Here is a 20,568-nt window from a genome sequence, read left to right as displayed (position 1 = left end):
TATAGATTCATTCTATATATCCCTCCCCTTTTCAAAATTTATTATTTAGTTAATTTAGCAAAATGGCTTAATGTTCTAATTAACTGAGCTGTATAGCTCATTTCATTATCATACCAAGCAACCGTTCTTACTAATTGCTTACTATCAACTTCCATCACACGAGTTTGTGTTTCGTCGAATAATGATCCATATTCAATACCGATTACATCAGTAGATACGATAGGGTCTACGTTGTAACCGAATGATTCATTCGCAGCGTTCTTCATCGCAGCATTCACTTCATCAACCGTTACATTTTTATCTAATGACACTGTTAATTCAGTTAATGAACCAGTTCCAACAGGTACACGTTGCGCTCCACCATCTAATTTTCCATTTAATTCAGGAATGACTAACCCGATCGCTTTTGCTGCACCTGTTGAATTCGGAACAATATTTAACCCTGCAGCACGAGCACGACGTAAGTCTCCTCCTGAGTGAGGTGCGTCTAACGTGTTTTGGTCACCAGTGTATGCGTGAATTGTAGTCATTAAACCAGATTGAATACCGAATTCATCTTGTAATACTTTAGCCATTGGTGCTAAACAGTTTGTTGTACATGAAGCACCTGAAATTACATTTTCACTTCCATCTAATTCTTCATGGTTTACATTGTATACGATAGTTTTCATGTCACCTTTACCTGGTGCTGATAAAACAACTTTCTTCGCCCCTGCTTCGATATGAGCACTTGCTGCTTCAACTGATTTGAAAATACCAGTACATTCTAAAACGATATCTACACCAAGGTCACCCCATGGTAAATTTTTAGGATCCTTTTCTTCGTATGACTTAATTTTGTAACCATCTACAACAAATGAATCTCCTTCAACTTTTACTTCGCCGTCATAACGTCCTTGAGTAGAATCATATTTAAATAAATGCGCTAAAGATTCATCATCTGTTAAGTCATTGACTGCTACCACTTCGATTTCATCGTTATAGTTCTTCAAGATTTGTCTTAAGGCTAAACGTCCAATTCTTCCAAAACCGTTAATTGCTACTTTTACTGTCATATTATATTCCTCCTAGGAATTAATTTTTATATTTTTATTATTATTAAATCTCATAAACTAATGTACTTCATGGTTTACCTTATTCATCAGACACTAAAAATTTAGCGACTGCTTCATCAGTTATTAATGTTGTGTTTTTAGGTGCAATATTCAAATACGCTTTAATTGCTTCCTTCTTACTTGTACCTCCGGCTACTGCATAAATAGATTGCTTATCGTTTAAATCTTCAAACTTAAGGCCTATCGTTCTAATTCTATGCACCACTTCACCATCCATATTGAAATAGTATCCGAACGCTTCACCAACTGCTTGATGATCATCTAACAATTGATAAATATCATCATCACTTTGTCTTCGACTCGCCATCACTTTCGCTTGGCCAACTCCATGAATGACAATGTTTGCATTTTGAATTTTATTCAATACGTTTTGTACGCGTCGTTCAGATGTTAAAGCATTATACCCTTCTTCACTGACTTCATCTGGTACATATAGCACTTCATGTTGGCTATTTGTCTTCTCAGCCATTTTAGCAACGATTGAGTTCGCTTGCATCGACATATCTTCACCTAATCCACCACGTGCTGGAACGAATGTGACATTAAGTGGTGTCGGTTCTAAATATTTCGCAATGCTTGCCATTGTTGTACCACCAGTCACTGTAATTATGTCACCATCGGACATTTCACCGAGAAGTCGTTGACCCATCAATCGACTCATCTCTTCATCGATTGCATAATCTTGATCGACATCACCTTGAACAACATAACAACCACTAATATCATATTGCGACTTAATTTGATCACTATAAGCAGTCATATTCACTATCATATCAATATTATGTTGAAAAAATATCAAAGTTTCTCGTCCGATATCCGTTAACATAATGCCTTTCGCAGTGAACTGAACGAGACGTTGATCTCGTAATCCTTCAATATCTTTTCGAAGAATTCGCTCGGTTGTGCCAAATTTTTGAGCTAAAACTCTCCGACCAATTGGTTGCTCAGAAGCAATCATTTTCAAAATGTCATATCGATATTTCATTAATTCTACAATTTCAGGAACTAATCGCCTTTGATAATTTAATAATTCTATAAACGCGACCTCCCATCACTTGTATTAGTTACATTTTATGTCCCGCAAGGGACTTAATTTGTAACTTATGTATTAAATATAACATATTCTACAGACAATGCAATCAAAAAACCTCGATATAATAAAAATAATTTCATTTTCTGTAAATTTCATTTAAAATCAGTCAACTGTTACTGATATATTGTCAAATTCCATCTATACAACGACATGCTATTTTTGATAAGATGAATATTAAATAGAATTAAGCCCACGTAGTGTAATGGATAACACACAAGATTCCGGTTCTTGCAATGAAGGTTCGATTCCTTTCGTGGGTATAAATAAAGTAGGTAATCAGATGAAGTTGACTTGTTATACGAAATCAAACTGTGGATTATGTGAAGAAGCGAAATTACAATTAAATATTGTCGAGGATTATTTTAATAATCTTTCTGTGCAATATGTTGATATTACTAGTAACCCAGCATTAGAAGACAAATATATGTTAGAAGTTCCAGTAGTCACATACAATGATCAAGAAATACAATACGGGAACATCGATTGTGCTACGGTGATTGATTATATTGAATCTTTATAAAAAGTGTTAACAGACAAAAACATGCGTGCAAATTCATTTTGCGCGCATGTTTTTTATTGTTTAACCTTCTATTTTGTTATACATGCGTGCAGATTTGTTTTGTACGCATGTACGGATTACTTTCGATTACTTCACTTCATCAACAGTCACAAACTCATACCCTTCGTTTGATAGAAAGGTCAATACATCAACTAAACTCTCGACTGTTGTTTGATGAATATCGTGCATGAGCACAATTCCACCATCCTGATGATTTGCTTTCACTACTTCAAGAATCGCTTGAGGATCATGACTTTTCCAATCTTCAGTATCAATCGTCCAGAGTACAGGTTTCATATCAGTCACTTGATTTACACTAGCATTTGTAGAGCCGTATGGCGGCCTAAATGTTGATGGTTTTTCTCCTATAGCTTGGTGAATGAGATCGTTCGTTTCATCAAACTCTTGTTTTATCTGGCTTTGACCTAACGTCGTTAAGTCAGGATGATTCATCGTATGATTTCCTATTTGATGACCTCTTTCATGAACTTGTCTTACAATATTTTGATTGTACTTGACTTTAGAACCAATCATATAAAACGTTGCTTTCGCATTGAATTTATCTAATATCTCTAACACATGTGGTGTCGTGCTGCCATTTGGTCCATCATCGAATGTAAGGGCAATTTTTTTTGTTTTTTGCACACCTTTATCTTCGACTTGGCTTGTTGGTTTTTCACTATTTTTAGTACCATTTTCTTGTTGTGTTTCCTCTGATGAAGGGGCTTCAGTATAAGGATGATCTTCTTCGGTTTTCGGAACATCAATATGTTCAGGCGTGTTTACTTTAATCTGAGCAAGTTGTTTATCAGTGAGCTGTGTTAAATCTTGGTCAATTAAAATGACCTTTCCTTCATCAGTTAAGGAATCTTTTATCTTTTCCGTTGAAACTTCTAGAGAAAATGCACCAAGCGCTCCGGCTGCAACGTCATATTCATTGAAATTGAAGACGATTTTTTCGCCTTTCGGGTACGCTTTTAATTGGTTGTTTTGAATATAGTCTTTCAATGTAGGGTAATCTACATAGAAGTCTTTATCTTTATCTTTCTTTATTTCCGCTGATATTACTTTGTATAGAATATCATGCGCTTTTGGCTCATTAATGATAAAGTCATTAAAAGTGAATACATTATAATTCTTATTATCAATTATCCAAGTCTTATATTGAACATAGCCATTAGCCCCACTAACATTCATTGTATTTTCGAAGACTAATGTATACAAATTTTCACTCAGTTTATCAAGTTTGAAGTTGATGTTATGTGTTGATATTTGATTTGCTTTTTCCATTCGCGTTGACTCTTGTTCAAATAACATCTTTTGTTCCTTAATAAATTGTAATATGACTTTATTAATATCATCATCATGAAACAGTGGATATTGATATGACGCGTGAATATTATGTTCATCAATCACATCCATTTGAACTTCAACTTCATCATATAATGTATTCTTTTCTCCGTCTTCATTTCGTATTGCATTATCTTTACTTTCATCTTTATTTTGGTGGTCATCGTTTTTTTCTTCAGTCTTATCTGCTTCATCCTTTTGGCTTTCGTCTGTCTCATTTTCATTCATTTTTTGACTCACTTGCTTCGATGCACTATTATCGTCACCTTGTCCATTAATCCATTGATAAGTAAGAACCCCAGTTACAATCAATACTAATAGCATCATTACAGACAAAATAACTTTTAAAATTTTTGATACATTCACTACAATATCCCCTTTGTGTATATGTATACTAATGATTTATATCTCTATAAAATGTAAACATTACAATATAATGTTCGTATAGTTATATGTAAATGTCAATAGCTATATGTCAATTACGTTACAAAAATATTACATCGCGTAACATTTATATAAAGCTTTTCCTTTGACCTTTATTGACTTTAATTGTATAGTACATATAGAATAAATTAATACAGTTTTGGAGGAGATTTATATGAACTTAATACCTACAGTTATTGAACAGACGAATCGTGGAGAACGTGCATACGACATTTATTCACGCTTATTAAAAGATAGAATTATTATGCTTGGTAGTGCGATTGATGATAACGTTGCAAACTCAGTCGTTTCTCAATTGTTATTCTTACAAGCACAAGATAGCGAGAAGGACATTTACTTATACATTAATTCACCAGGTGGTAGTGTTACAGCTGGTATGGCGATATATGATACAATTCAACATATCAAACCTGATGTTCAAACAATTTGTGTTGGGTTAGCAGCGAGTATGGGGTCATTTTTACTTGCAGCTGGAACTAAAGGTAAGCGTTATGCATTGCCTAATGCTGAAGTTATGATTCACCAACCGTTAGGTGGTGCGCAAGGTCAAGCGAGTGATATCGATATTGCTGCGCGTCATATTTTAAAAACACGTGAGAAGTTAAATAATATTCTGGCGGAACGTACTGGGCAAGATCTTAGTGTCATAGAGAAAGATACAGATCGTGATAACTTCATGACTGCTGAACAAGCGAATGAATATGGTTTAATTGATGATGTTATGGTGCCAGAAAAATAATATAATTGGTATATTTTTGAACACATGAGCTAACTCATGTGTTTTTTTATTGAATTGTCTTCTTCAACTACTATAAAATGAAATATACAAGATTTTATAAATAATAGTAACAAATGAACAATTTAATGGAGGTGCTTGAGTGAATATTATTATCGCAGGTGGAACAGGTCTTGTTGGGAGTGAACTCGTTCGGACATTATCAAGACTTGATGACACGAAAATATACATCCTTACACGGAGTGAATCAAATGAAGTAAATCCGTATTTACAATATGTGAATTGGGATGATATGAAAGAATTATTGCCGATTAACCCTCATATTATTATTAATTTAGCCGGTGCAACGTTAAACAAAAAATGGACGGATGAATATAAACAAGAAATATTAAATTCTCGTTTGCATACAATTGATTCATTATATCAATACGTCGATTCGTTATCTGTAAAACCTCACACGTACATCAATGCGTCAGCAGTTGGATACTATCCTACCAGTCAACATGTAAAATATGATGAAGGGGATGTCTTTCAAAGTCATGACTTCTTAAGTGGTGTTGTCTCACGTATTGAATATGAATCTGATAAGTTTTCACAGTTTGATACACGTGTTGTAAAGACACGATTTGGTATAATATTAGACCGCGAACAAGGCGCATTAAGCGAAATGATCAAGCCATATAAATTTGGTGTTGGTGGAAAAATTGGTTCAGGTAAGCAATGGATGAGTTGGATTCATATTGATGATGCAATTAATGCATTATTGTTCCTCATATTTAATAAAGATGTATGTGGTCCAGTTAATGTCGTTGCTCCACATGCAGAAAGACAAGAAAATTTCAGTAAAACATTAGCAAGTGTTATGGATAAGCCGAATATGGCAATTGTCCCCAAACCAATCATTAAGGCGATATTAGGAGAACGATCTCAATTAATACTTGAAGGGCAAAGTGTTCAACCTTCCGTCTTATTAGATAAAGGATTTAAATATAAATACCCAATGTTAGAACAAGCTTTAAATCATCTCATTCATATTAAAGATTACTCTTAATATCAAAAGAGCCAGTTATTCAATGAAGAATGACTGGCTCTTTCAATATATTCATAAAATTTTTAAATAGGTTCATCATTTTTCAATTTTTCCGCCAGTTCATCTAATTTCCTCAGTCGGTGATTGACACCAGATTTAGAGATTGGTCCAGTAGACACCATTTCACCTAATTCTTTCAAACTAACGTCTTGATGCAAAACTCTAAGTCGTGCAATTTCTTGTAAACGCTCTGGCAATTCATCGATGCCGATCATTTGATCGATAAATTTAATATTTTCTACTTGTCTCATTGCAGCACCAATCGTCTTATTCAAGTTGGCGGTTTCACAATTGACTAATCGGTTCACTGAATTGCGCATATCTCTTACAATGCGAACATCTTCAAATTTTAATAACCCTTGATAGCCACCAATGATACTCAAAAAGTCAGCAATTTTTTCGGCTTCTTTTAAATAGACGATATTGCCTTTCTTGCGTTCGAACCGCTTCGCATTGAGATCGAATTCATTCATTAATTGCACTAATTGCTCAGCATGTGTTACATACAATGAGAATATTTCCAAGTGGTATGATGACGTCTCCGGATTATTCACTGAACCTCCGGCAAGAAAAGCTCCTCGTAAATAACTTCTTCGATCTTCTACAGTCGATAAAAATTGCTGATCAATCTCTCTTAAAAACACACCATCAACTAAAATACCTAAATCTTTAAGTATTTCTTTCGTGTTATCTTGTATTCTACAAATATATACATTATTCTTTTTAAGTTTCATCTTTTTCCGAACGAGCAGTTTCACATCAACTTGATATTCATATCGGATTAAACTAAATATTCGGCGTGCGATGGCTGGGTTTTCAGTTTGTACACCGATGACAAATTGACCTTGATTAATGGTTAAGTCTCCATTCATTCGAATGAGTGCCGATAACTCTGCTTTAGGATGTGATTCTTGTATTGAAAGTCGTGTCAGTTCTTGTTTAACATCCGCTGCAAAGCTCATCTAAATCTTCTCCTTATTTCTTATACTGAATCGTGCTTGTCTCTTGCAACACTATGTCGTAAAGCAGTTGTGCGATGACTTCATTATTATGTCTTACTGCAAGTTCTTCGTTTATTTTAATTAATTCATCATGTGTAATGAGGTCAACACCTAATTGTCGAAGTTTCTCTTCGTCACATTCCACTATGGTTGCACCGGTTTCTTTATATATTGACGAAATGTGTTTTGTAATTGGCTTTGTGTTTGCGATTACATAATCAACAATAGATGCATTTGCGTGCTCATGTATTGCTTCTATATGATCTGAAACACTATACCCTTCTGTTTCACCTTTTTGCGTCATAATATTGCAGACATATGCTACAATCGCATCACTATTACGAATCGCCTCAGAAATTCCGCGGACAATAATATTCGGAATAACACTCGTATACAGACTTCCTGGCCCTAAAATAATTAAATCAGCATCTTTGATCGATTGGAGTGCATCGTCAACCGGTTTGATGGTCATCGGGGTTAAAAATACACGGTCAATTCTTGAATTATTTAATGGTATATTGGACTCACCGACAACGACAGTACCGTCTTCATGTAATGCACTTAGTATAGGTGAAGTATTTGTAGAAGGGAGGACTGTACCTTTTACATTAAGGATGGTGCTTAATTTCTCAATCGCATCACCAAAGTTATCAGAAAGCTCATTCATTGCTGCAATTAATATATTCCCGACAGAATGATTACTAATTTTACCTTCACTAAATCGATACTGAAATAATCGTTCTAAATCCGGTTCAACATCACTCAAAGCAGCAAGTACATTTCTAACATCTCCTGGTGCTGGAATTTTCATTTCATCTCGAATAACACCTGTACTCCCACCATCATCTGCAACTGTTACAATTGCAGTAATATCTAATGGTAGTGCTTTAAGTCCACGTGCTAGTACAGATAAACCTGTTCCACCACCCATCAAAACTACTTTTAACTTAGCCATCGAATTTCCCTTCTATCTTTGCATCTCTATGATTTGTATACACTTCGAATTCATAAAGATCCTGTAATTCTTCCCCTAAACGTCTGCTGATGGCAACACTACGATGTTGACCACCGGTACATCCTATTGCAATCGTTAATTGAGATTTTCCTTCATCAATATATTTAGGCAACATAAATTTAAGCATTTCAATTAATTTCTTATAAAATACTTCGGTATCCTGCCAATTCATAACGTATTGGTAAACATTGTCGTTTAACCCTGTATAAGGTCTTAATTCAATCTCATAATATGGATTCGGTAAAAATCTGACGTCAAACATGAGATCTGCGTCAATTGGGATACCATGTTTAAAACCGAAACTCAATACTTGAACGTGGAACGGTTTCTGTTTGGATTCTAACATCAAATCAAGTAGCGTATGTCTTAACTCTTTAGCTTTCAAATTAGACGTATCAATGACTTTATTGGCACGAATTTTCGCCTCTGTCAGTAATTCGCGTTCTTCTTTAATTGCATTCAATAATGTAACACCATTTGTTGCTAAAGGATGTGCTCTTCTTGTTTCTTTAAATCTTGACACTAACGCATCATCTGTCGCATCTAAAAATATTAGATATGGATACACTTCACCTTTTGCCATTATATTGTCCAATTCACCAATTAATGCTTTGAACAATTCCATCCCTCTCGTATCAATCGCGAGTGCAACCTTTTGCATTGTCTTCGGTGCGTCAATCATGATCTCAACAAGCTTAGATAATAACACTGGTGGTAAATTATCGATACAAAAATATCCACTATCTTCAAATGATTGTAATGCTGCGGATTTACCAGCTCCGGATAAACCAGTGATAATGACTAATTTTTTATTAGAATCCATTAGAACCTCCAATTATTTGTCATTCAATGTTTCAATATAATGCTGTGCTTCGATTGCAGCGACACTACCATCACCTGTTGCAGTAACGATTTGGCGTAACGTTTTATTACGAACATCTCCCACTGCATAAATCCCTGGAATCGCTGTATGCATTTTATCATCTGTTTCAATATAGCCAAGTTCATTCGTAATATTTAATCCTTCAACAACTTGACTCAATGGTTTCATGCCGATATAAACAAACACTCCATCCGCTTTGAATTCACGCGTTTCTTGATTGTTCTTATCTTTTAAGATGACACCGCTCACCTTATTATCTTCACCTAATATTTTTTCCACCGTTGTATCATAAATAAAATCGATTTTTTCATTCTTAAACGCACGATCTTGCAATATTTTCTGTGCACGTAGTTCATCACGTCGATGTACAATCGTTACTTTGTCAGCAAATTTCGTTAAGAAGATTCCTTCTTCAACAGCTGAGTCTCCACCACCAACGACGACAAGTTCACGTCCTTTAAAAAATGCTCCATCGCACACTGCACAATAACTTACACCACGTCCTCCAAATTCTTCTTCACCTGGAATACCCATTTTTTTATACTCAGCACCTGTTGCAATAATTATTGTTGTTGCAGTGATTTCTTTATCTGAAGTTTTAAGTACCTTATAGTCTCCACGATCTTCAATCGCTTCAATATTTGCATATTGATACGTTGCACCGAATTTCTTAGCGTGTTCGAACATTTTGTTACTTAGTTCAGGTCCTGAAATATAATCAAATCCTGGAAAGTTCTCCACTTCTTCAGTATTAGCCATCTGTCCACCAGGCATACCTCTTTCAAGCATTACCGTTTTTAAATTCGCGCGTGATGCATAAACTGCAGCTGTCATACCCGCTGGTCCTGCACCAATAATCGCTACATCATAGTCGACTGTCATTTATAATTCCTCCAATTTTATTATATCGTTATTGTAATATGCATTGGCAATGATTACATTGTAACTGCTCATATGTTTATTTACGTTAATTGATCAAGTGCTTTATTTAGTGCATAGAGTGAAATATTATATTCGTTACAAATATATTTTTTCGTTTTTTTATGGCCAATACTTTGATAATAATGATAAATCGTCGCCCCGATCAATGCAGTTAATTGTTTCTCTGTCAATTGATGAATATCATTCAAATCATCAATCGTTTCAATCCATATATGTGCCATTTCGATAAAATCATCATCCACTTTAAATTGAGCTCTTATCAGTTGCAATCCTTTATGAAGTGGTTGTACTTGTTTAAATTGGACCTGTTGGAAAATGTGGGTTAAATACAATTTCTCACGATCTATTAATTGATCTGTAAATGTCCAATATTTAGGATTGGCTAAAGACTCTCTATATTTGACATGTGACAATAAGAATATTCCAATCAATCGATCATTAGAGTCTTCACTATGCAATAACGGTTGAACAATTGATTCAACGTAATGTATATCTGCTTCATAGTCCCATGGTGCGATCACTTTATAATGTTTGAATTGACGCTGAATATATTGATAAAGTTTCTTTGCGAAATCATATTTATCAATATAATAACTTGAATTCATTAAAGCAATAAGTAACTGTAGATTATTTGTTGATTTTTTCTTTTTATAAATCTGAAAGAGTAAATCATATGCATCATAATATTGTTTTAAAAAGGATAACACTACACCTAATTTAAGCTTTTGATCATCATTAATCGGTCTAATTTTTTTGAGTGTTGATAGGTAATTTTCAAAAGCTTCCGTTTCGTTTAAGTTATATAACAATAGCGTGTAATGGCATAACGCAGTTATGTCTGTTTGATCAATCCTTAATAAATGTTCTAATAATGTTCTCGCTTCTTCGTACTCTTCATTAAATAGATAGGACATGGCGAGTAAGTTTTGAATGAGTCGTGATTCCATCACTTCGTCATTTTGAATGAGTAACCATTCTTTAGCTTCTTTCAACTTCCCTTGGTTAAACAAATGATGAAATATATATTGTGTTGTATACACTTCTGCTTCATACAAAATGTCATAGAGCGATGTATATTGAACATCGTACATTTCAAGCATATCATTCAAATAATCATCATCGTCTGCGATTTGAACATACATTAATCCGAATAAAAAAGCATCATTTGGTCGCTGTTGCTGAATATACATCTCGCTTAACTGCTGATAATACTGTTCAACATCTTCACCGTCAATAATATATGAAAATAAAATTTTTTCTGCTTCTTCTAATAAACCGTTCAATGACAACATTGAAGTATATGTATAACGATATAATTCATTATCTGGTTCCTTATCGTATGCAAGCTCAAATGAATTTAATGCACTTTTCCAATCATTATTTAATTCAAATTTCAATCCACGATGATAGTGGAATGCAGCATCTTGTTTGAACTCTACAATATCACTCATATTGTCACCTCGCAGTTTTTTAAAAGTTTCAATTTATAATCTATTTAATAATTTATTTATTATTTTCTTTAATTTGAATCGGATGTCCATACGCTATTGTATGCGCAGGTATATCTTTTGTAACCACCGATCCTGCACCAATTGTAGCATGATGACCGATTGTAACGCCTGGTAAAATTGTACAATTAGCACCAATCATAACATGATCCCCGATATGAATCTCGCCTAAACGATACTCATCCGTCAAGTATTCATGTGTTAGTAATGTAGTATTATAACCAATTACACAATTATTGCCAATAAATATTTTCTCTGGATAAAATAAGTCGAATACAACTTTGTAAGCAATTGATGTTTCACTTCCGATGTTCATTTTTAAAATCTGTTGATATACTTTACGCTTAACCTTCATTGAAGGAATGAATCGACATATCTCCATAACCAATGTATTTTTAAGTACTTTAGTAAATCGAATCGTTTGATACACATTCCATAATGGATTCACATTAAATCCTGATACTTTCTTTAATTTACGCATGGCGAGCACCGTTAGAATGTATTATATAATTACCTTCGACATCTCTATATTTCGGATGTGTTTGTTTGAATCGACGATAGACAATCATCGCAATTGATACAACAATGATCACAATGGAAATGACCTGTGCTACTCTTAACAGTTCTGTTAACATCAAACTATCCGTACGCATACCTTCAATGAAAAATCGTCCAACAGAATAATAAATTAAATATGTCAAGAATGTCTCACCGATCTTTAAATATGGTCGAATCAATAATAAAATAATGAATCCTATAATGCTCCATAAAGACTCATACAAAAATGTTGGATGATAATATGTCCCATTAATATTCATTTGGTTAATAATAAATTCAGGTAACATTAGAGATTCTAAAAATTGTCGACTAACTTCGCCACCGTGTGCTTCTTGGTTTATAAAATTTCCCCAACGTCCAATGGCTTGGCCTAAAATAATACTTGGTGCCGCAATATCAGCAAGTTGAAAGAAACTATACCCTTTCACTTTACAAAAGATATAACCAGCTAAAAAAGCACCGATTAATCCACCATGAATTGCCATGCCACCTTCATATACTTTGAAAATATCCATCAAATTGTCTTGATAGTTAGACCATTCAAAAATAACATAATACAACCTAGCACAAATGAGTGCACTAATAATCGTAACCATGACTAAATCTGGAATAACATCTTTAGGTAATTTCTTTTTAGTTGCTTCACGATCTGCAAGTAAATAACCAATCAACATACCTGTAGCAATAATGACTCCATACCATCTGATGGATAGTGGTCCTATTTCTAATGCAACAGGGTCAATAATAGATAATATCATATACGTTCTCCTATTTTATTGTTATGAATGTTAATCTGACCTCAATGAGTTCATTCGGCGGTTAATCTCATCCGCAGCATTAATTCCAAGTGCATTCATTCTAAAATTCATTGCTGCAACTTCTATAATCACTGCTAGGTTTCGTCCCGGTCGAATCGGAATCGTTTTTTTTGGAACTTCTATACCTAATATATTGTCATACTCGATATCTAATCCAATTCTATCGTACATTTTCCCTTGCTGCCATTGCTCTAAATTAATAATAAGCGAAATTCTCTTCTCTGGTAATACAGCACCTGCTCCAAATAATTGTAATACGTCAATGACTCCGATTCCACGAATCTCTAACATATTATCGATCAATGGAGGACTTGATCCCATCAATATATTGTCGGCAACTCGCTTAATAATGACGTTATCATCCGCGACAAGTCTATGTCCTCTTTTTATAAGCTCTAACGCTGCTTCACTTTTACCAACACCACTTGAACCTACGATCAGTACACCAACACCGTACACGTCAATTAATCCACCATGAACATTCGTTTCTAATGCCAGTTCTCGAGTTAAGTATTGCGTTAACCTTGCCATGAATGATGTTGTTGATTCATCAGTTTGTAATAATGGGATATCCATTTCATCGGTTGCTTCAATGATCTCATCAGGGATTTCTAAACCCCTTGTCACAATAATACAAGGGGTTTCAGGTTGACAGAGTTGCTTGATCCGTTCTTTTTTCATCGCAGAGGTTAACTTTTGATTAATAAAACTAATTTCAGTCGTCCCTAAAACTTGTATACGATCGCTTGAATAATATGAAAAGAACCCAGCAATCTCTAACCCTGGTCTTGAAAGGTCAGAATTTTCGATTGGTCGATCAAACTGTTGCACATCATTGATTGAATATAAGTCAAACTTTTCAATCAGTTGATTGACTTTAAGCATAATTTCCCCCCCGTCTCGTAAAGATTATTTGTTCAAATACGGTTTCAAGTATCGTCCTGTATGCGAAGTACCTTTATTTACAATTTCTTCAGGCGTTCCTGTGGCAATCACTTCACCGCCACCGATTCCTCCTTCAGGCCCTAAATCGATAATATAATCAGCACTTTTAATGACGTCTAAATTATGCTCAATGATAACAACTGTATCACCTTGATCAACTAACCTTTGAATGACTTTCAACAGTCGATTGATATCATCGACATGTAATCCCGTTGTCGGTTCATCCATAATGTATACAGATTTTCCATCAGATCTTTTTTGTAACTCTGCTGCTAGTTTAATCCGTTGAGCCTCTCCACCGGATAATGTCGTTGCTGATTGACCAAGCGTAATGTAACCTAGACCTACATCATATAACGTTTGAATCTTACGCTTAATCTTCGGTATGTTTTCGAAAAACGCTAACGCTTCTTCAACAGTCATATTTAACACATCAGCAATATTTTTATCCTTATAAGTGATTTCTAGTGTCTCTCTATTATAACGTGTTCCATGACAGACTTCACACGGAACATAGACATCCGGTAAGAAGTGCATTTCTATCTTGATAATACCGTCACCACGACATGCTTCACAGCGGCCGCCTTTAACGTTAAAACTGAATCGCCCTTTATTATACCCTCGAAGTTTCGCTTCATTTGTTTCTTGGAAAATATGTCTTATATCATCGAATACACTCGTATACGTTGCGGGATTTGATCTAGGTGTCCTACCAATTGGTGCTTGATCGATTTCAATAACCTTCTCAATATGGTCCAGTCCTTTAATTTGTTTATGTTGACCTGGCTCTGATTTATTTTTATATAACTTATTCGCAAGAGACTTATATAATATTTCATTAACAAGTGTACTTTTACCTGATCCTGAAACTCCTGTCACAACAGTCATTACATTCAATGGAATATCGACTGTCACATTTTTTAAGTTGTTCTGTGTCGCACCTTCTATCGTTAAATATTTATCTATCTTTCTTCTCTCTTTCGGTGTTTCAACAGATTTCTCACCACTTAAATATTGTCCTGTAATACTTTCTTTAATCGCCATGACTTCATCTGGTGTTCCTTGTGCTACAACTTTGCCACCATGGATACCTGCACCCGGTCCGATATCAATTAAATAATCACTAGCTCTCATTGTATCTTCATCATGTTCAACAACGATTAAAGTATTACCAAGTTCGGTCATTTCTTTCAATGTTTGAATGAGCTTATCATTGTCTTTTTGATGCAAACCAATAGATGGCTCATCTAAAACATATAACACGCCACTTAATCTTGACCCAATTTGAGTCGCAAGCCTAATTCGTTGAGCTTCTCCACCTGATAAAGAACCCGCCATTCGATCTAAAGTCAAATATTCTAAGCCAACATTATTCAAAAATCCTAATCGCTCTCTAATTTCTTTTAAAATAAGCTCTGCAATTTTCTCGTCTTTTGCTGATAACTCTATCTCTAAGAAATATTTTAAGCTTTCGCGAATCGACATCTCTGTAATTTCACCTATATGATGACCATTGATCTTAACTGCTAAAACTTTATCGTTCAATCGATAACCATTACACGATTTACACACTTGCTCATCCATATACTTCTCCATTTGTGTTCGCGTATATTCACTTGGTGATTCTCTGTATCTTCGCTCTATATTATTAACTACCCCTTCAAATGCCATAACACGTGTTCTAGTCACACCATTATCTTGTTCGAATTGGTATTCAATTTCATCATGATGTCCATACAATATGATGTCTTGTTGTTTTTTTGACAATTTATTGAATGGTGTATTTAAATTAATATTAAAATGTTTACACGTCGTCTGAAGCAATGTTGGATAATAGTTAGAGCTAATCGGTTGCCATGGTACAATCGCACCTTCTTCAATCGACAGAGATGGATCTGGAATGACCTTGTCTACATTGACAGACATCTTATGACCTAATCCATCACAAGATTCACACGCACCGAAAGGGGAATTGAAAGAAAACATACTTGGTTCAAGTTTATCGATTGAAAAGCCACAATCAGGACATGCGAAATGCTCAGAAAAAGTCATATCCTCTCCATCTATAACATTTACAATCACATTCCCTTCAGCAAGTTGAAGCGCTGTTTGAATTGAATCACTCAAGCGAGTTTCAATCTCCTCTTTAATAACTAAACGATCGACAATCACATCAATATGATGCTTTTTATTTTTATTCAATTCAGGCGTATCTTCAATATCATATATCTCTCCATTAATTCGGACACGTGCATACCCTTGTTTAGCCACCTGTTGGAGTAATTGCTTATGTTGCCCTTTCTTGCCATTAATCAGCGGTGAGAGAATTTGAATTTTGGTACGTTGTTCTAGAGTCATCACTTGATCTACCATCTGTTGAACGGTTTGCGATTGAATTGGTACATTATGATTCGGGCAATATGGTACACCGATACGTGCGTAAAGAAGCCTTAAGTAATCATAAATTTCTGTAACCGTTGCAACCGTCGACCTGGGATTTCTATTTGTTGTCTTCTGATCAATCGAAATTGCTGGTGATAATCCTTCAATTGTATCAACATCTGGCTTATCCATTTGACCTAAAAATTGTCTGGCATATGCACTCAATGACTCTACATAACGTCTTTGACCTTCTGCATATATCGTATCAAAAGCTAGACTAGACTTCCCTGAACCACTCAATCCAGTCATCACAACAAATTGGTTGCGTGGTATTTCGATATCTAATGCTTTTAAGTTATGTGTTCTTGCACCTTTAACGATAATTTTGTCATTTACCATGTGTTCACCTTCTCCAATTGATTATCCTTCACCTTTTAGTTCAAATAATACATCTCTTAACTCAGTTGCACGTTCAAAATCTAGTGCTTTCGCTGCTTCATTCATCTCTTGTTCAATTTTCTCGATTTGTTTTTCACGTTCTTTTTTCGTCAATTTCTTAGAAGATTTCTTTTTATCTTTCTGATCTTGCTTAGATTCAGAGACATCCAATGTGGCTTTAATAGAGTCTGGTATATTTTTTAATATCGTTTTCGGTTGAACATTATGTTGTTCATTGTATTGTAATTGTTTCTCTCGTCGACGTTTCGTCTCGTCAATTGCTATTCGCATCGAGTCAGTGATTTTATCACCATACATGATCACATGACCGTGCTCATTTCTAGCTGCACGTCCAATTGTTTGAATCAATGAACGATGCCCCCTTAAAAATCCTTCTTTATCTGCATCTAATATAGCAACTAAAGAAACTTCTGGAATGTCTAATCCTTCTCTTAGCAAGTTAATTCCAACCAATACATCGAATTCACCGCGTCTCAGGTCTCGTATAATTTCAAGACGCTCAAGTGTCTTGATCTCTGAATGTAGATAACGAACTTTAATTCCAGCCTCTTTAAAATAATTCGTTAAATCTTCACTCATCTTTTTCGTTAACGTTGTCACTAATACTCTTTCATTTCGTTGAACTCTCACATCGATTTCAGACATTAAATCATCGATTTGGTATTCTGTTTTACGAACTTCTACGATTGGATCTAGTAAGTATGTTGGTCGAATGATTTGTTCGACCATTTCATCCGTATGATCTAATTCATAAGGCCCTGGTGTCGCGGAAACGTATATCAGTTGATTTGTTTTCTCTTCAAATTCATCAAACATTAACGGTCGATTATCTAGAGCACTCGGTAATCTAAATCCATGATCTACAAGCACTTGTTTTCTTGCTCTATCTCCATTATACATACCTCTTACTTGTGGCAAAGTTACATGAGATTCATCAATCATAACGAGCCAGTCATCACCGAAATAATCAAGTAATGTATAAGGTGTAGATCCAAGTGGTCTGAGTGTGAGATGTACTGAGTAATTCTCAATGCCCGAGCAAAATCCCATCTCTCTCATCATTTCTAAATCATAATTTGTTCGTTGTTCTATTCTCTGAGCTTCAAGTAACTTTCCTTCTTCGTTAAATTTCTTTACTTGTTCTTCAAGCTCTTTCTCTATCCGTTCAATGGCAATATTCATCTTCTCTTCTCGTGTGACGAAGTGGGATGCAGGAAAAATAGGAAAATGTTCTCTTTCACCTAATACTTCACCAGTAATATGATTGATTTCACGTATTCTATCTATTTCATCGCCAAAAAATTCTACTCGAATACATTGTTCATCTCGACTGGCAGGGAATAATTCAACGACATCCCCTCTTACCCTGAACGTTCCACGGCGGAAATCAATATCATTACGTGTATATTGGATATCAATTAATGATCGTAAAAATTGGTTACGTTCTAATTCCATCCCTGTTCGAATGGACACAACCATCTCTCTATATTCATCCGGATTACCGAGACCGTATATGCAACTGACTGATGCAATAATAATTACATCATCACTTTCAAATAAAGCACTCGTCGCACTATGTCTCAACTTATCAATTTCGTCATTAATAGATGCATCTTTTTCGATAAACGTATCCGTATGAGGGACATATGCTTCAGGTTGATAATAATCGTAATAACTTACAAAATATTCAACACGATTATTAGGAAAAAATGACTTGAATTCGCTATATAATTGCCCTGCTAATGTTTTATTATGTGCAATAATTAGCGTTGGCTTACCAACTTGTTGTATTACATTACTCATTGTAAATGTTTTACCAGTTCCGGTTGCACCTAGTAGCGTTTGATGACGCTTACCTTCATTGACACCTTTCACCAGTTCTTCTATCGCTTTAGGTTGATCACCTTCTGGTTTATATTTAGATTCTAGTTCAAATGATTTATGCGCTCTTGTGTTCATTTATTACGACCTCACTTCACGGTATATTCATTACTATCATACCAAATATAACTCTATTTATCCAAACGTTCGTTCGTATAAAAGCCCTATAAAGTATTCGTATTGATACGTTTACTTTATAGGGCTCAATTAGACATTCATAATAATTATTTCACCACATTTAATCCATTCCATTATCATCAAGGTTTAATGTGTCAACTATATACATACCAATCACAAGAGAACATGCATCTAAAAACAATATCCACTCAGAATGAAAAAAATCTTTATACACTGAGACACCAATAAGTATTAATGCTAGCGTGCTGCCGATAAATTTATTTCTAGCAACGACAGAGAAAAATATGACGAGTGTCATTGGCATAACCATTGCCATCATATACCATCCAATCATGATATATTGTACCTTTTAAGCACTTCCTCTGTTAACTCTTTTAATTCTGAACGAGGAATAAACTTCTCGCTTAGCATATCTGGAATAATATTAGTTAAGAAATCTCTTACACAATATAAATGATTAAATGAAATGATTGTACTTAATGATGATTCATAGATTTCGAAAAATAATGGCTCAGGATTTCTCTTTTGAATTTCACCGAATGATTCATATAATAAATCAACTTTATCTGCCACCGATAAAATCTGACCCTCTAGCGTATGGTCTTTTCCTTCTTTAAAACGTTCTATATATATTTGTTGTAATGACTCGGGGAATTCACTTTGAACAAATTTGATCGACATCGTCTCTTCAACTTCACTGAAGAGATGATTTAACTCATTTGAAGCATATTTAACAGGCGTTTTTATATCACCCGTAAAAATTTCAGGGTAATCATGATTTAGCGCTTTTTCATACAATATTTTCCAATCAATATCCTTACCGTTTTGTTCTTCAACAGTAGCCAAATACTGGGCAATCTTAGTTACTTTAAATGAATGTGCTGCAACATTATGCTCATCATATTTAAACTTTCCTGGACAGCGAATTAGCTTCTCCATATCTGACAAACTTTTAAAGTAAGCATGTACTCCCATTATTTTCCCTCCATTTCATCATAGATAAATGACACAACATCTTCACTTAATGCACCATATTTAACATATAAAATTTCACCAGATTGATTCACGAAAAATGTCGTAGGGATCATAGATACAGTGTTATCTTTAATGAACTGATCTTCATCAACCGGTGTGTATGAATTGTATTTTACATGATATTTATCCAAAAACTTTTTACTTTGTGTTTTTGAGTCTTCAATATTGATGCCGATAATACTAACATCCTTGTCATCATAACGATTGTCGATATCTACTAAATCAGGCATTTCTTCATTACAAGGACCACACCAAGAAGCCCATACATTAATTACATTTAATTTACTTTCCAATTGAATATGATCTGAAGTTGATGTTTTCGTATTGACGACTTCAGGTAATTCAAACTGTTGGCCAATAATATCATAATTTTTCATCGTCTCAACTTCTCTTTCTAAACTCTCTTGATCTACACTGTTCAATGCATTATATGTATAAGTTGATGAAATGATGATAATAATCAATAATATTATGCTTAAGATAATTGTAATTTTCTTTTTCATATGAACCCTTCTTCAAACTGATGTAATTGTTCATATCTTAATTGACTTTGTAGTACAAATCAAGAAAAACAAACAAAAACTCCTGATATTACATCAGGAGTTTGAAAAATAAA

General features: G+C 34.6%; 19 protein-coding genes and 1 tRNA gene. 4 read left to right on the top strand and 16 right to left on the bottom strand.

Annotation, left to right across the window (positions count from 1 at the left end):
• Positions 1-41 precede the first annotated feature (41 nt).
• Both gap and EDD62_RS00575 read right to left on the bottom strand, forming a co-directional pair.
• Positions 42-1,055 (bottom strand): type I glyceraldehyde-3-phosphate dehydrogenase, encoded by a 1,014-nt coding sequence (gene gap, locus EDD62_RS00580; RefSeq protein WP_123807139.1) that lies wholly within the window; start codon positions 1,053-1,055, stop codon positions 42-44.
• Between the two features lie 79 nt (positions 1,056-1,134).
• Positions 1,135-2,100 carry a sugar-binding transcriptional regulator gene (locus EDD62_RS00575; RefSeq protein WP_123807138.1) on the bottom strand — a complete coding sequence of 322 codons (966 nt, stop codon included), beginning with the start codon at positions 2,098-2,100 and terminating at the stop codon, positions 1,135-1,137.
• Positions 2,101-2,396: 296 nt separating this feature from the next.
• On the opposite strand from EDD62_RS00575, the gene EDD62_RS00570 reads away from it, so the two are divergent.
• Positions 2,397-2,468 (top strand) — tRNA-Arg (locus EDD62_RS00570).
• 20 nt (positions 2,469-2,488) lie between these two features.
• On the top strand, positions 2,489-2,728 hold the full coding sequence (locus EDD62_RS00565) for a glutaredoxin family protein (RefSeq protein ID WP_123807137.1): 240 nt from the start codon (positions 2,489-2,491) through the stop codon (positions 2,726-2,728).
• Between the two features lie 126 nt (positions 2,729-2,854).
• On the opposite strand, the gene EDD62_RS00560 is transcribed toward EDD62_RS00565, so the two are convergent.
• Entirely contained in the window at positions 2,855-4,483 is a 1,629-nt protein-coding gene (locus tag EDD62_RS00560; RefSeq protein ID WP_123807136.1) for a polysaccharide deacetylase family protein, read from the bottom strand.
• A 232-nt stretch (positions 4,484-4,715) separates the two neighbouring features.
• On the opposite strand from EDD62_RS00560, the gene clpP reads away from it, so the two are divergent.
• Together clpP and EDD62_RS00550 are read left to right on the top strand one after the other, a co-directional pair.
• A complete protein-coding gene (clpP, locus tag EDD62_RS00555) occupies positions 4,716-5,300 on the top strand; it encodes an ATP-dependent Clp endopeptidase proteolytic subunit ClpP (protein ID WP_123807135.1) in 585 nt (194 codons plus the stop codon).
• 139 nt (positions 5,301-5,439) lie between these two features.
• Positions 5,440-6,348 (top strand): TIGR01777 family oxidoreductase, encoded by a 909-nt coding sequence (locus EDD62_RS00550; RefSeq protein WP_123807134.1) that lies wholly within the window; start codon positions 5,440-5,442, stop codon positions 6,346-6,348.
• Positions 6,349-6,410: 62 nt separating this feature from the next.
• Here EDD62_RS00550 and whiA read toward each other — a convergent pair whose 3' ends face one another.
• The 13 genes from whiA to EDD62_RS00485 form a co-directional block, all read right to left on the bottom strand.
• Positions 6,411-7,349 carry a DNA-binding protein WhiA gene (whiA, locus tag EDD62_RS00545; RefSeq protein ID WP_077140765.1) on the bottom strand — a complete coding sequence of 313 codons (939 nt, stop codon included), beginning with the start codon at positions 7,347-7,349 and terminating at the stop codon, positions 6,411-6,413.
• Between the two features lie 13 nt (positions 7,350-7,362).
• The gene (locus EDD62_RS00540; protein WP_123807133.1) at positions 7,363-8,343 is read right to left on the bottom strand and encodes a gluconeogenesis factor YvcK family protein; all 981 of its coding nucleotides are present in this window, start codon (positions 8,341-8,343) and stop codon (positions 7,363-7,365) included.
• The gene (gene rapZ / locus EDD62_RS00535) at positions 8,336-9,226 is read right to left on the bottom strand and encodes an RNase adapter RapZ (RefSeq protein WP_123807132.1); all 891 of its coding nucleotides are present in this window, start codon (positions 9,224-9,226) and stop codon (positions 8,336-8,338) included. Before rapZ ends, EDD62_RS00540 begins: the two co-directional genes overlap by 8 nt.
• A 12-nt stretch (positions 9,227-9,238) precedes the next feature.
• Positions 9,239-10,168 (bottom strand): thioredoxin-disulfide reductase, encoded by a 930-nt coding sequence (gene trxB, locus EDD62_RS00530; RefSeq protein ID WP_123807131.1) that lies wholly within the window; start codon positions 10,166-10,168, stop codon positions 9,239-9,241.
• A gap of 80 nt (positions 10,169-10,248) precedes the next feature.
• Complete coding sequence (locus EDD62_RS00525; protein ID WP_123807130.1) at positions 10,249-11,679, bottom strand: tetratricopeptide repeat protein; 1,431 nt, start codon at positions 11,677-11,679, stop codon at positions 10,249-10,251.
• A 52-nt stretch (positions 11,680-11,731) separates the two neighbouring features.
• Positions 11,732-12,217, bottom strand: coding sequence for an acyltransferase (locus tag EDD62_RS00520; RefSeq protein WP_123807129.1), 486 nt, complete (start codon positions 12,215-12,217; stop codon positions 11,732-11,734).
• Positions 12,210-13,052: a prolipoprotein diacylglyceryl transferase gene (gene lgt / locus EDD62_RS00515; protein WP_123807128.1), complete on the bottom strand. Its 843-nt coding sequence runs from the start codon at positions 13,050-13,052 to the stop codon at positions 12,210-12,212. Before lgt ends, EDD62_RS00520 begins: the two co-directional genes overlap by 8 nt.
• Positions 13,053-13,082: 30 nt before the next feature.
• The gene (gene hprK / locus EDD62_RS00510; RefSeq protein WP_123807127.1) at positions 13,083-13,997 is read right to left on the bottom strand and encodes an HPr(Ser) kinase/phosphatase; all 915 of its coding nucleotides are present in this window, start codon (positions 13,995-13,997) and stop codon (positions 13,083-13,085) included.
• Between the two features lie 24 nt (positions 13,998-14,021).
• Complete coding sequence (uvrA, locus tag EDD62_RS00505; protein ID WP_123807126.1) at positions 14,022-16,838, bottom strand: excinuclease ABC subunit UvrA; 2,817 nt, start codon at positions 16,836-16,838, stop codon at positions 14,022-14,024.
• Between the two features lie 21 nt (positions 16,839-16,859).
• On the bottom strand, positions 16,860-18,857 hold the full coding sequence (gene uvrB / locus EDD62_RS00500) for an excinuclease ABC subunit UvrB (protein WP_123807125.1): 1,998 nt from the start codon (positions 18,855-18,857) through the stop codon (positions 16,860-16,862).
• Between the two features lie 160 nt (positions 18,858-19,017).
• Complete coding sequence (locus EDD62_RS00495) at positions 19,018-19,233, bottom strand: DUF2198 family protein (RefSeq protein WP_407922646.1); 216 nt, start codon at positions 19,231-19,233, stop codon at positions 19,018-19,020.
• A gap of 14 nt (positions 19,234-19,247) precedes the next feature.
• Positions 19,248-19,892: a YfbR-like 5'-deoxynucleotidase gene (locus EDD62_RS00490; RefSeq protein WP_123807124.1), complete on the bottom strand. Its 645-nt coding sequence runs from the start codon at positions 19,890-19,892 to the stop codon at positions 19,248-19,250.
• Positions 19,892-20,455, bottom strand: a complete 564-nt coding sequence (locus EDD62_RS00485; protein ID WP_123807123.1) for a TlpA family protein disulfide reductase — start codon at positions 20,453-20,455, stop codon at positions 19,892-19,894. The genes EDD62_RS00490 and EDD62_RS00485 overlap by 1 nt, the downstream gene beginning before the upstream one ends.
• Positions 20,456-20,568: the final 113 nt, after the last annotated feature.

Source organism: Abyssicoccus albus (genome assembly GCF_003815035.1).
Lineage (GTDB): Bacteria > Bacillota > Bacilli > Staphylococcales > Abyssicoccaceae > Abyssicoccus > Abyssicoccus albus.
This window is presented reverse-complemented; position numbering and strand designations above follow the sequence as displayed.